This window comes from Candidatus Amarolinea dominans (assembly GCA_016719785.1).
In the GTDB taxonomy this organism is placed as follows: Bacteria; Chloroflexota; Anaerolineae; order SSC4; family Amarolineaceae; genus Amarolinea; species Amarolinea dominans.
This window is the reverse complement of the sequence record JADJYJ010000034.1, coordinates 128,164-141,064: the sequence shown is the minus strand read 5'-3', so window position 1 is coordinate 141,064 and position 12,901 is coordinate 128,164. Positions and strand designations below refer to the sequence as shown.

Here is a 12,901-nt window from a genome sequence, read left to right as displayed (position 1 = left end):
GGATGGCCTCAGGCACGGTTCCAACGCCGGCGCAGTCCGACCCACAGCCGCCGGCTGCCCGCACGCCCCATGCGCCCCAGGATCATGCCCAGGCGACTGACGTAGAACCAGGTGGCATAGAGAAGGCCGTGATGGTCACGACGCGTCTGGCCGGGGAAGATGTTGATGGGGGGCGCGAAACGATGTCGAAGGTCGTGCGACATGGCACGAAAACGGTCGAGCAACAGGACCTGCCCCAACCCCAGCCAACTCCATTCGGCGCTGTCTTCCTGGATGATGCGCGTCAGGTTTTGTGCATCCACAAATGGTTTGAGCAGGAAGCGACGCACACGGCTGGGACGCAGCGTATCCAGTACATGCTGCGGCACCGGCGCGGCCATCACGTCATGCGTGAGCTGCAGCGTCATGTACAGCAAGGTGCAGGCGCCGGTCTGCTGCGCCAGGTTGAGCAGGTAGGCCCAGTCCAGCCCGGCGCCAAAGCTGCGCAGCATTTCGTTGACGTCTACTAACCAACGCAGGCCGACGTAACGGTGCTTGCGGATGTGAATAGTCAGGTGAAAGAGGATGTCCTCGGGTGAAAGCGAACGCAGGGCGTGACCGTTGTAGGCAAATGGCTGCGCCCGCGCCCACAGGTTGTCAATATCCAGGTTGAAGAGCTCGGGTTCGGCCAGGCTCCAGTGCAACTCGAGGAGGACGCCCTGGCCACTCGCGGACTGGCGCACGTAGGGGATGTCATAGCTGCGCGCCAACTGGAAATCGAGCTGACGTCCGGGCTGCAGGCTGTAGCCCAAGTCCTGCAAAGCCTGCTGAGCCGCGGCCACCTGGGCCAGGGGCACCATGATGTCCAGGTCGGCCGAAGGGCGCAGGGCCGGGTCGGGATAGAGCATGGCGCCGAGCACGATGCCTTTGAGGAGCAGGAAGTCAACCTCGCGGCGCCGCAACTGGTCGGCGGCCTGAAACAATTCAGATTCGAGCAGCAGGTTGTCGCCCAGGGTGCTGTAGTAGCTGGCTTCGAACTGGCGCCACACCGCGGCCGGTGCATTGGCCGCGACGTTGAGCGCGCGCAGGTTATGAAACACAAGTGGCGCCAGGCCATGTGCGCGCGCTAATTCGTAGAAGAGCGGCCAGGAGATGCCGCGTTCGATGGCCGCGAGGACCTGGCCGCGCTCGTCGTTGGTCAGACTGCGCCGGCTGACCAACAGGAGCAACTGTTGCGCGGATTGGGGTTGTTGCACATCCACGTTCGATGGCGTCATGGGCAAGGGTTCGCGGCGACTGACCGATGTAATCACGCGACAGACCGTACCGTGCCGAGTTTCTTCATAATGCGGGTTGCTTCCTCGTAGTATTTGGCAAACGAGACCTGGGTCTGCGCCCAGGCAATGTAGTCCTGGATCGTCTGCGACAGCGGCACTGTGGGTTGCCAGCCCAATGCCTGCAAGCGGCCAATGTCGGAGACAATGTGACGGGTGTCCCCCAGGCGGAACTCGGCCGGAATGCGGGGTGCAATGTCATAACCGACAGCCGCGGCCACAGCGGCCGCGTAGTCGAGCACGCTCACGGCGTCCCTGCCGCCGACGTTGAACGCGCGGTAGTCGGCGCGGGCGTCCAGCAGCACTAACTCGATGCCGCGCGCCACATCGCTGACATTGACATAGTCGCGTAACTGATTGCCGTCTTCGAAAATCACCGGCGCTTCCTGGTGCAGCAGCGCCATGGTGAACAAGCGCAGGATGCCCGAATAGGCGTTGCGTAACGACTGGCGCGGCCCCTGGGTGATCGAGAAACGCAAGGCCACTGACGGAATCTGATAGCGGTAGCCGAGGTTGAGGGCGATCATCTCTTGCGTATATTTGGAGATGGCGTACTGGTTGTGTGGGTTGACGTGGGCCTCATCGGTGCGCTGCACGTCGAGTGGGCCGCCGCACATCGGGCAAGTCAACTCCCACCGGCCACTCCGCAACTGCGCCTCCGTGCGCGGACCCGGATACTGCACGTGGTCCCGGCTGCAGGCATATTTGCCCTCGCCATAGACCGCCTGCGACGATGCCACCACGACTTTCTGAATCGGGTAGTGATGGCCGACGATCAACTCGTACAACAGCGCCGTGCCCACCGCGTTGACGTGGAAGAATTTGGCGAAATCTGGCAGATAGTCCTGATAGGCCGCCAGGTGAATCACGGCATCCATGCCCTGCAGGGCGCGGTTGAGCACGCTCCGCTCACACACATCGCCCAGCATGAACTCGGCGGCAGCCGGTACATAGTCAGGAATTTGACCATCGTCATGCACAGGTGGGGTCAAGTTATCGAGAATACGCACATGATGACCGCGTGCCAGCAGAAGGTCAACGGTGTGCGAGCCAATGAAGCCGGCTCCGCCGGTTACTAAAATGTTCATCTATCCCCCGGTGGTGGTTGTTGGGGCGCTTTCACGAATTCCAGCACCTGGAGAAAGCTCCAGCTGCGCAGGGCCGGGATCCAACGTTCGAGCCACTGGTCAATTTGCAGGAAAAACTGCACGGCCCAGGGAAAGTTCAGCCAGTGGCGGGCAAGCAGCACAGTCAGGCAGAGCTGGGGAAAATGTACCCGGACTGAACCGCCAAACTGGCGACAGAAGATACGAATTTCCGCATCGTCCAGGGGGGCTTCGGCGGCCGAGCCGTAGCGGCGAATGCCAATGCGCCCCACCAGGTGGCGTCGCGCCCACATGAGCAGCGGGCTGCGTGCAGAATTCTCGATGAAAACGGCGCGGCCTCCCGGCCGCAGCACACGCCCGATTTCAGCGCCAGCCTGCGCACAATCCAGGTGGTGCAGCACCTGGGCGCCAAAGACCAGGTCTACGCTGGCGTCCGCAAGGCCAAGCGCATGGGCATCCATGCTGGCGGCATGCACGTGTGAGGATTGGCCGGCCATCTGCGCCAGGGCCTGTCCGCGCTGCACGCCGGCCACGCTGACATCAACGGCTACGACGATCGCTCCCCGGCGCGCAATCTCAACGGCATGACGCCCGCTGCCACTGCCCACTTCGAGCACCAGACTTTGTTCACCGGCGCCGAGCAGATCGAGCGCATAGACCTCACGCACGCTGAGTGGTTCGGCCAGGTCGGCCGCGATCTGCCCCTGCCGCCGATAGCTCTCTTCGTAAAACAGACGTTCTTGGTGCGTCAGCTCATTCCACGGTGTTTCAGGCACTGCCGCTTTGTCTACCTGTCCCTGGTTGTCGCCGTCTTGCAGGCAAAAGAATGAGAGGGTACGACCCTCTCTTGTCCACAGACGCTGCACCCATTTTAACACAGGAAACCGAAGTGAGCACATTTGCACAGGTGTACGCAACGTGGCGCACGGCCGGCCGGCTCACGAGGCGCCGTGTCCCAACAGGACGGCGGGCACGGTGCGCAGCAGGATCCACAGATCGAGCCAGAACGAGCGCCGGGCGATATAGGCCAGGTCGAGCTTGACCCACTCGTCGAAATCGCTCACCCGATTGCGGCCGCTGATCTGCCAAAGACAGGTGAGGCCCGGTTTGACGCTCAACTTCGCACGCTGCCAATCTTGGAACTGCACGTACTCGCTGCGTAGGGGCGGCCGCGGTCCCACCAGGCTCATGTCGCCGATCAGCACGCTCCACAACTGCGGCAGTTCGTCCAGGCTCAGTTTGCGTAAGATGCGCCCCGCCGGCGTGATGCGCGGGTCGTGCTTCATCTTGAAGACCGGTCCGCTCATTTCGTTGGCAGCCAGCAGTTGGGCCTTGAGCGCATCCGCGTTGACCACCATCGTGCGGAACTTGTAGCCGGTGAACGGCCGCCCGCCCAACCCCACCACCTGCCAACGGTAGAAGACCGGGCCGGTCGAGGTCAGCTTGACGGCCAGCGCCAGCAGCAGCAGGAGCGGCGAGAGCAGGACCAACAGCACGGCGCTGAGTCCAAGATCGAACCAGCGCTTACTGATTTCGTAAAGCGGGCGTGGCGGCGCCAGCGGCGCCGGTGGAAGGTCTATGATGATTCACCTCGTGATGAGCGCAAAGTGCAGGCAATCGCCCTGGTTCAGCGTTCAGAATTTACGTAGCGGGCAACGATGGCGTCTACGATGCGGCGCGCGGCGCGGCCGTCGCCGTACGGGCTGGCGGCCTGGGCCATGGCTTGGTAGGCAGATTCGTCATGCAGCAAACGCTCTGTTGCGCGCACGATGTCGGCTTGCTCGGTGCCAACCAGGCGGGCATTGCCACTCTCGATACCCTCAGGCCGCTCGGTGTCGCGGCGCAATACCAACACCGGTTTACCCAGCACCGGCGCCTCTTCCTGGATGCCGCCAGAATCGGTCAGCACCAGCCAGCAGCGCTTGAGCAGGTAGACCAGCGTTCGGTACTCGACCGGCTCCAGCAGGTGAATACGCTCGTGGCCGGCCAGGATGCGCATGACCGGCTCGCGCACCTGCGGGTTGAGATGCACCGGATAGACCAGGGTCACGTCCGGGTTGCGCTCGACAATCTGACGCAGGGCCAGACAGATCGCCACGAAGGGCGCGCCGAAGTTCTCGCGCCGATGCGCGGTCACCAGGAGCAGGCGGCCTGGCGTCTGCTCCAACCGCGCATGCAGCGCCGGGTCCGGCTCGAACGGCTGGGTCGCAATGGACTGCAAGGCATCTACAACCGTGTTGCCGGTCAGAAAGATGTCCTCGGCCGACACGCCTTCGGCCTGCAGTGCCGCGACCGCGCGGGATGTGGGCGCGAAGTGCAGCGACGCCAGGCTGGCCACCAGGCGCCGATTCATCTCCTCGGGAAAAGGGCTATAGCGCCGGTGGGTGCGTAGCCCGGCCTCGACGTGCCCCATCGGAATCTGTGCGTAGAAACTGGCCAACCCAGCCACCATGACGGTCGTCGTGTCGCCCTGCGCCAGCACCAGGTCAGGCTGCAGGTCTTGCAGCACCTGACTGACGCGGGTCAGGGCCAGGGCGGTCAGGCCGGGCAGGGTCTGGTTGGGCTGCATCAGGTTCAGGTCCACATCGGGGCGGATGGCGAACAGGTCGAAGACCTGGTCGAGCATTTCGCGATGCTGGGCGGTGGCGCAGACCAGCGACCGGATACCGGCCTGCTGCGCCAGCGCCCTGATGACCGGCGCCATTTTGACCGCCTCCGGCCGCGTGCCAACGATGGAAAGCACGGTGAATGGCGTGGTTCGCGCCTGGCCGTCGTCAGCCATCACGGCGCGTCATCCTGATAGAAGCGCAGGACGATGGGGGTGCGCATGGCCGCCCTGACCGTCTCCTGTTCGGCCTTCCAGGCTTGTTTCACCACCTTGTGCTCGACCAGCAAGAGCAGGCAATCGGCGCCTGCCGCGGCGTCTGCCAGGCTGCTGTACTCATGGCCGACGACCAGCGGGTCATAGTGGGCCACCTGATAGCCATCCGCGCGCAGGAGGTGGACGATCTCCGTGGCCGGGCTTTCGCGGGTGTCCTCGGTGTCCGGCTTATAGCTCATGCCGATGGCGACCAGGCGGGGTGTGACCAGGTGGGCCACGGCCTGGCGCACGCGCGCGGCGATCTTGTGCGGCACTTCGTCGTTGACCAGCCGTGCGGTGAAGATCAGGCGCGAGTTGGCAGGATCCACCTCTTTGATGAACCACGGATCGAGCGGGATGCAGTGCCCGCCCACGCCGATGCCGGGGCGCATGATGTTGACGCGGGGATGTTTGTTGGCCAGCCGGATGACCTGCAGCGGGTCAATGCCCAGTCCCTCGGCCACCGCGGCAAACTCATTGGCCAGGGCGATGTTGACATCGCGAAAGGTGTTTTCGCACAGCTTGCACAGCTCGGCCGTCACATCGTCGGTCACGTAGAGATCGCCTTTGACAAAGGACGCGTAGAGCGCGCGGGCCATTTCGCGGCCAACCGGCTCAGCGCAGCCGATGACGCGGTCGTTGTGGACGATCTCGTAGAACACGTCGCCGGGCAGGATGCGTTCCGGGCAGTGGGCCAGGTGAATGTCGGCGCCGACCCGGAGTCCCGTGCGCTCCAGCAGCGGGGTCACGACATGGCGGCAGGTCAACGGCGGAATCGTGGACTCGATGATGATCAGGTTACCCGCGCGCAGGTGGGGCAACAGCGCTTCGATGGCGCTGATGACGTACGACAGGTCGGCCACTTTTTTGCGCGGCTGCACCGGCGTAGGCACGGCGATGATGAAAATATCGGCCGGGCAGGGTGAGTGGCGCGCGCTCAGGTTCTGACGTACCGTTGGATCGTGCAGCAGCGCCTGCAGCTCAGCCTCTTTGAGGTGCAGCACGCCTTCGTTGATCGCCGCCACGATGTTTTCGTTGATGTCAACGCCCACGACGCGCCAGCCCGCGCGCGCCAGCATCAGCGCGGCCGGCAGCCCGACGTAGCCGGTGCCCACCATCACCACCTGGGGATTGCGCGGGCTGGCGTCATCGAGCAGGCGTTCAACGTCGGGCATAGAACACCTTTTGCCATTCGATGGTACGCGCCACGCCTTCGGCCAGCGACACCGTGGCCTGATGCCCCAGGTCGCGCACGGCCTTGAGGGTATCGGCGCGCTTGTCACGCGTGTTGTGCGCCTCGTACTCCAGGTAGGTCACCAGGCGGTCGTCCTTGCCCAGGTGGGCCAGGATCATGTCAGAGAGCGCCTTGATGTCGTGATACTCGTCGCCGGCGATGTTGTAGATCTCACCGGGCTGGAAGCGCTCGCAGATGTTGGCCAGGGTGCGCACGCAGTCATCAATGTAGGTGGAGCTGCGATGGTGATTCAGATAGACCGTGTACGGTAGATCGTGCAAGGCTCGATAGATGAACAGGCAAATGACGCTGCGATAGGGCGAGTAAGGCTCTCCCGGCCCGTAGGTGTTGAACAGCCGCACCCGCACCGACTCGGTGCCGAAGCGGTCCATCGAATTCATGATCTGCTGTTCATTGACCCACTTGCTGATTGCGTAGTCGTTCAACTGGCGCACCGGAGAGTTTGCCATGACCTCCTCGCTCATCACGCCGGCATAATCGCCATAGACCTCGGAACTGCTGAAGGCGATCAGGCGAAAGCGCCGCTCCTCCTGCATGCGCAGGATGTTCTTGGTGCCAATCGCGTTGGTCTGCCAGACTTTCTCATAGTAATCTTCGCCATTGTTGCGTCCAAACTCAGCCGCCAGATGGTAGACAGTGTCGAACTCGTGCTGGTCGAACAACCGCTCGACCTGCCTGAACTCACCGACATCGCAGCGCACGTACTGGGCATCGTAATGATGGGCCAGATCGCATAGCCACACCTCATTGCCACGCCCGCGCAGCTCACGTACCAGAACTGAACCAACCGCTCCCAGGCCGCCGGTTACCAAAATTCGCATGAAAAAAATCTCCTTCGCGGGTCGCACCTTGCCGGCCATGACATCGAACAAACCGCCGACGCCCGCGATGACGGGAATGTGCAGCGCGTCCTTGTGCCTGGCGATCCACATCTCCTTCATCGGCGAGGGCAAGGCCACCAACATGATCTGCGCCCGGCTGTCGTTCATGGCAGCGACAATGCCCGCTTCATCGGCCGGCTTGAAGAAGCCGTTGCGCTGGCCGGCAATCAGCAGCCGCGGCCAACGGCGGTGCGCACGCGCCACCACCTGCTGCACGATCTCTTCCTCGGCGCCAAAGAAGTAGACGCTGTGCTCATGCAGTTCGGCCACGTCCAGCAGGCGATGAACGAACGGCGGCAGCCCCACCTGTTCCGGCACCGGCAAGCGTTCGAGCCACTTGGCGCCCCAGGCCACCGCCTTGCCATCGGCCAGCGCCAGCTCGAAATCTTCCACAACGCGCCGGAAGGCGGCATCCTCATGCGCCAGGATGGTCTGCGCCGCGTTGATGGGCACGATGCACACCTGGCGCCGTCGGGCGATGGCGTCCTGGCAGATGGCAATGGCCTGCGCCTCGGTGACGCAGTCCACCGGCAGCCCCATCAGATGGACGCGGCGCGGCGCAGAGACGCCGGTAGCTAGAGATGGATTAGTCGTCTGTTGCATCGGCACGGTTTCCCCTACAGCACATCTTCCAGGGCATTAGCCAACCGGTTGAGGAAGGCCGTTTCGTTGTAACGTTCCTCGATGATGCTGCGGTTGGCCTGACCCATCCGCAGCCGCAAGGCCCGATCCGCGCACAAACGCACTAACTGCTGCGCCAATCCGGACGGGTCGCCCGGCTTGACAAAGAGACAGTGCGTGCCCTCGGTCAGCATGTCGGGCAGCGCGCCAGCCGCGGTGACAATCACCGGCAACTGCGCGGCCATCGCTTCCATCACCGACAGTCCAATGGCTTCTGTGTAGGAAGGCAGGATAAAAATATCAGAATCTACCAGGGTTTGCAACTTTTGCTCATCCCGAATGACGCCCAGGAACTTCACGGTCTCTTCCAGGCGATGCTCCTGAATCACCTGGCGAATGGCGCCGGCCGCATGATCATGTTCGGGAATGAAGGTGATGTTGCGTTCCTTGTTGATGAATTCGCCGGCGAGCTGCACGCGCAGTCCCACCTGCATCTGCGGCAGCGCCAACGGCAGCGCACGCACCAGGTCCACTGCGCCTTTGGCGAACGAGATGTGCCCCATGAAGATCACCCGAATCTCAGCCAGGTCATCGTCCGGAGGCCGGCTGCGAGGCGGGTAGCGGGTCGCCACGCCATAGGCGGCCACGCGGAACTTCGCGGGGGTCACCAGGTTGTCGAACTGCTGCTTGAGCCGTTCGCCACCGACCAGGAAGGCATCGGTCTGTTGAAACACGCGGCGGATATAGGCCCGGAACCAGGCCGGCTGGCCCGCGTAAAACCGGTCGAAGGAACCGCCATGCACCTGGTACACCACGCGGCGCGCAAACGGACGACACAGCCAGAGCAGAATCGAATCACGAAAGAAACCGGGACGATTCTGACTCAAGGGCAGATAGGCCAGGTCGGGGTGCAACCGGCGACACATCTGCAAGAACTGCCATAGGTGAGCGAGGTTGTAGCGAATGTTGACGAACCCCAGGCGCCCGCGCTGCTCGTTGGTGATCGGTTTTTGCATGTTGCAGAAGGTGAGCGCGAAGCGCTGCTGCATCAAGGGCGAGGTGACCACCGTCTGCGTGAAGGTTTCCACCCCGGCGTAGGGCGGCGGTGTCGGCCCCGCGACCAGAAGGGTGGGTTTCGAGACGCTCGCCCCGGACGCGACCGATCGTCCGGGGGGAAGCGCGGGCGGGTCTCCCCGCGTCGGCGCCGGCACGATCCGTTCGTCGGCTGCCAATGCCCGCGCTGAGGTGCGCCCTGGCTCCAAAATGGCCCGATAGAGGGACGCGTAGCTCCCGGCAAACGCAGCCGGTGCAAACTGCTGCAGGGCGCGCTGCCGGGCAACCTGGCCCCACCGCTGCGCTTGGGCTTCGCCGGACAGCAGGCGGCGCAGGGCTGCCGCCAGGGCGATGGCATCGTTGGCCGGAGCCACCAGGCCGCTGACCTCGTGCTCGATCAACTCTGGCAGCGCGCCGCCGTCAGTGACGGCAATGGGCAAGGCCGCCAGCATCGCTTCGACAGTTGCGATGCCGAAAGCCTCTGCGCTGGCGGAGTTCACATAGCCATCGAGCAGCGGCAGCAGCTGGCGAATGTCGTCGCGCGCCGGCCAGACCCAGACGTCATCCTGCAGTCCCATCCGCCGAACCTGATCTTGCACCTGGGCTTGCAGCGGGCCGTCGCCGATCAGCAGCAGGCGGGCGCGCGGTTCCGCCTGGCGCACATGAGCGAAGGCCTGCAAGAGCATCGCGTGGCAGCGCACCGGCATGAAGGTGCCCACATAGCCCAGCAACAGGTCATCGTCGCTCAAACCAAGAGCCGCACGGGTCAGGGTTGGCTGCTGATTGGCCGGGTGATCGCTGACGCCGGGATAGATGACAGCCAGTTTGGCACGGGGCAGGAGCGGCATGTCTCGCGCCACCTGCCGGCACGTGGCCTGAGAATTGCAGACGATGCGGGCGGCGGTACGCCCATAAAAATTGTCCCACACGCGCACCGGCAGGGTGGTGTTGCGCACAATGCCGTGTTCGGTCATGATCGTGGGCAGCCCCAGGCGCCACGCGGCCAGGCCGCCGTAGATGTGCGCACGCGCCAGGTGGGTCTGCACCAGGTCGGCGCGGCGGCCGGCAAGCCATTGGACGACCGGGCGCACGGCGCGCAGGTCCAGGTTGCTGCGTGTGGGCAGAGAGGTGACGGGAATCGAGAGCGCCTGAAACGCGGCCGCAAAGCTGCGCCCGGGCGCTTCCTCCTCGATCACCAGAATTTCGGGCGCAAACGCGGCCCGATCGAGAGACGACAGCAGTTGATAGAGATACTGTGTCGTGCCGCCATCGAACGGCAGATTTTTGATGATGTGGACGATGCGGTACGGCGCCACGGTTCACACTCCCCGATCGCTGCCGGTGCGATGCGGTGCGGGCCGCCAGCGACGCAGGCGTTCGATCAGGCGTGTGCCCAACTGTGCGGTCAGCGCGGTACGCAGGAAACGGCCATCGGCCAGCAGCCCCGGCGCGAGGCGCAGAGCCTGCTTCAGATAGATGCGCGCCTGGGGCAAATCGGATGCCGCGTAGAAGCACATGCCGGCGCGCAGATAGGCTTCGGCCAGGGCGCGTGCGCGCTGTGATTGCAGGTCGAGCGCCAGCGCCGGATCGTTGACCGCGCGGCTCACCACGCGCAGCGTCTCTTCGCCGGCGCGGCGAACCTGGCGGTTGGTCACGGTCTGGTCATGCACGCGTACCGCGGCCCACATCGAAGCGACATGGGCCATCGCACCTTGCTGCGCCAGTTTGATCCACAGGTCGTGATCCATCACGTTGCGGAGGCTCTCGTCCAGCCAACCGGCCTGCGCGACCGCGGCGCGGCGCATGAAAACCGCCGGCTGCGCCAGGTAATTCCACCCCAGGAGGCGCCCGCGGTCGAAGGGGCCGGTGTGCAGATGTCCCACCCACTGACCCTGCGCATTGATGATGGCGCAATCGCCATACACGGCGGTCACGGCCGGCTGAGCTTGCAGCGCGAACACGGCCGCGGCCACCGCGCCCGGCCGATACAGGTCATCGCTGCCGATCCAGGCGATGATCTCGCCCTGGCTGCGCGCCCAACCGCGGTTGACGGCCTGGGAGATGCCGGTGTCAGGTTTGGCAAACCAGGTCAGGCGATTGTCGCGCGCGGCGAAGTGGCGCAGAATGGCATGGGTGTCATCCGTCGAGCCGCCATCCATCACGATGTATTCCAGGCGGCCGTAGTCTTGCGCCAGGACGCTGACGATCGTGGCGGTAATCCATGCCGCACTGTTGAGACTGGGTGTGACGATGGAGACCAACGGCAGCGTCATGCGCTTACCGCCGGCTGCAGGAGCAGATCAAGTTTGATGAGGATGGCAAACTCGATCGCCACCTGGACTGAGAACGCACCGAAGAAATCGAAGATCGTGTTGTTACCCAGACCGACGAAGAAGTTGGCAATGAAGGCGGCCAGGAAAGTCACGATGGTCGCGCGCAGCAGGCTGTTTTCCATGCGCCAGGCCAAACGACCGGCGCGCCAGGCCACCACGGCGAAGAGGAGCAGGATCAGGATGCCCTGCATGAATCCAATCCGGTAGAAGAGCCAACTGTAGGCGCTGTGGCGGAAGAGGGCCTGCAGTTCGCTATCGCGTGAGTAGGCATAGGCCCCACGGTCCCCGTAGCCTGCGCCGATGAGCGGGTTGGACGTGCCGCGGGCCGAGTTGCCGATGAAACGAGTCGTCTCCAGGCGCGTCTCGCGATTGGCGGCCGAGCTGGAGGTCGAAGCACGGGGGTCCACGATAGAGAGTACACGTTCGCCCACCGCGGCCACCAGCCCCGTGCCGGCGGCGGCATCCGCAGCCACAACCAAGCCACCCAGAACGAGCAGCACCAGGCCGGCGCTGATCAGGCGCTGTGGGTTGCGCAGCCAATGGCTGAAGAGGACCACGGTGACGAGGCCGCCGAGCATGCCCAGGTAGATGCCGCGCACCAGCAGCGCCATCAAGGCGACGGTAGACAGCAGGGTGTAGAGCGCCAACCAGGGACGCCACTGCGGCGGCACATCGCCCGTGAGGAACAATGCCAGTCCCAAGAGCCAGGAGAGCATGATGTACTCCCAACTGGTGACCAGGCCATAGCGCAAGTAGCGACCACTGCTGAGAATCACGGTGGATGCACCCTCGGACGTGGGAATGCCGAGCGCCCAACTGACAAAGTAGTAGGCCAGCGCGGGCAGAATCAGCAGCGCGATGCCGCGCAGGGTCGTAACCAGGTCAGCGCGTGTGCGCACACCGGACACCACCAGCAGCGACAGGGTGATGTAGTAGAACGGCACCCGCATGTCACGCAGAACGGTGACGACGATGTTGCCCTTCAGCATCCCGACGAGCGCCGGAATCAGCAGGATGGCGAGGATAGCCGCCAGCAGGTAGCCGGAGCGGCGGGTCAGCCGCCACGTATGCATCTGCAAGGCCCAACGGATCAGCCAGCCGACCAGGGTCATCGCGACAAAGAGATCGAGCAGGTGGACGTTCGACTGAGAGATCGGAAGTTGCAACGCCTCCAGGGGCTGGAAGTAGACGGCGATGGCGACGAGCGACCACAACTGCCAACGCGAAGGAAAGACCAGGTAGGCGATGACGGCTGTGCCGAGCAGAATCAAGGCCAGGGCCGTGTCGTCACTGGCGCCCAGGGGCAGCGCAAGCGCGCAGCCGAGCAGCAGCACGCCCAGCATGATCCAGATTGCTTCGCCTGTCCTGCGGCTGCGATTGCCAAAGGTACGTGATAGATTCGCCATGCAGAAAACTTCCTCGTGTAATGCGTTTTCGGAGAAAACGCAAAATTGATTGGACACAGGCCAACGACTGGCG

Annotated in this window: 10 protein-coding genes; all 10 read right to left on the bottom strand. The window is 63.9% G+C overall.

Translation table 11 applies throughout. From position 1 onward, the window contains the following. Window positions 1-8: 8 nt before the first annotated feature. The 10 genes from IPM84_26610 to IPM84_26565 all read right to left on the bottom strand — a co-directional run bounded on the left by IPM84_26610 (window position 9) and on the right by IPM84_26565 (window position 12,828). Window positions 9-1,256: a nucleotidyltransferase family protein gene (locus IPM84_26610; protein MBK9096264.1), complete on the bottom strand. Its 1,248-nt coding sequence runs from the start codon at window positions 1,254-1,256 to the stop codon at window positions 9-11. 32 nt (window positions 1,257-1,288) lie between these two features. After that, window positions 1,289-2,401 (bottom strand): NAD-dependent epimerase/dehydratase family protein, encoded by a 1,113-nt coding sequence (locus tag IPM84_26605; protein MBK9096263.1) that lies wholly within the window; start codon window positions 2,399-2,401, stop codon window positions 1,289-1,291. Beyond that, window positions 2,398-3,195 carry a class I SAM-dependent methyltransferase gene (locus IPM84_26600; protein MBK9096262.1) on the bottom strand — a complete coding sequence of 266 codons (798 nt, stop codon included), beginning with the start codon at window positions 3,193-3,195 and terminating at the stop codon, window positions 2,398-2,400. Before IPM84_26600 ends, IPM84_26605 begins: the two co-directional genes overlap by 4 nt. A 162-nt stretch (window positions 3,196-3,357) precedes the next feature. After that, the gene (locus tag IPM84_26595) at window positions 3,358-3,978 is read right to left on the bottom strand and encodes a sugar transferase (GenBank protein MBK9096261.1); all 621 of its coding nucleotides are present in this window, start codon (window positions 3,976-3,978) and stop codon (window positions 3,358-3,360) included. 68 nt (window positions 3,979-4,046) lie between these two features. Further along, on the bottom strand, window positions 4,047-5,201 hold the full coding sequence (wecB, locus tag IPM84_26590) for a UDP-N-acetylglucosamine 2-epimerase (non-hydrolyzing) (GenBank protein MBK9096260.1): 1,155 nt from the start codon (window positions 5,199-5,201) through the stop codon (window positions 4,047-4,049). Beyond that, window positions 5,201-6,454: a nucleotide sugar dehydrogenase gene (locus IPM84_26585; protein ID MBK9096259.1), complete on the bottom strand. Its 1,254-nt coding sequence runs from the start codon at window positions 6,452-6,454 to the stop codon at window positions 5,201-5,203. Before IPM84_26585 ends, wecB begins: the two co-directional genes overlap by 1 nt. Continuing rightward, a complete protein-coding gene (locus tag IPM84_26580; protein ID MBK9096258.1) occupies window positions 6,441-8,018 on the bottom strand; it encodes a WecB/TagA/CpsF family glycosyltransferase in 1,578 nt (525 codons plus the stop codon). The genes IPM84_26585 and IPM84_26580 overlap by 14 nt, the downstream gene beginning before the upstream one ends. Window positions 8,019-8,032: 14 nt before the next feature. Next, entirely contained in the window at window positions 8,033-10,405 is a 2,373-nt protein-coding gene (locus IPM84_26575; protein ID MBK9096257.1) for a glycosyltransferase, read from the bottom strand. Between the two features lie 3 nt (window positions 10,406-10,408). Continuing rightward, window positions 10,409-11,362, bottom strand: a complete 954-nt coding sequence (locus IPM84_26570; GenBank protein ID MBK9096256.1) for a glycosyltransferase — start codon at window positions 11,360-11,362, stop codon at window positions 10,409-10,411. Beyond that, window positions 11,359-12,828, bottom strand: a complete 1,470-nt coding sequence (locus IPM84_26565; GenBank protein ID MBK9096255.1) for a hypothetical protein — start codon at window positions 12,826-12,828, stop codon at window positions 11,359-11,361. The genes IPM84_26570 and IPM84_26565 overlap by 4 nt, the downstream gene beginning before the upstream one ends. Between the last annotated feature and the right edge of the window lie 73 nt (window positions 12,829-12,901).

Bases quoted from the DNA above. Each gene is read 5' to 3' on its own strand.
- IPM84_26565 (MBK9096255.1), bottom strand. From the start codon at position 12,828: ATGGCGAATCTATCACGTACCTTTGGCAATCGCAGCCGCAGGACAGGC.
- IPM84_26605 (MBK9096263.1), bottom strand. From the start codon at position 2,401: ATGAACATTTTAGTAACCGGCGGAGCCGGCTTCATTGGCTCGCACACC.
- IPM84_26580 (MBK9096258.1), bottom strand. From the start codon at position 8,018: ATGCAACAGACGACTAATCCATCTCTAGCTACCGGCGTCTCTGCGCCG.
- IPM84_26585 (MBK9096259.1), bottom strand. From the start codon at position 6,454: ATGCCCGACGTTGAACGCCTGCTCGATGACGCCAGCCCGCGCAATCCC.
- IPM84_26570 (MBK9096256.1), bottom strand. From the start codon at position 11,362: ATGACGCTGCCGTTGGTCTCCATCGTCACACCCAGTCTCAACAGTGCG.
- wecB (MBK9096260.1), bottom strand. From the start codon at position 5,201: ATGGCTGACGACGGCCAGGCGCGAACCACGCCATTCACCGTGCTTTCC.
- IPM84_26610 (MBK9096264.1), bottom strand. From the start codon at position 1,256: ATGACGCCATCGAACGTGGATGTGCAACAACCCCAATCCGCGCAACAG.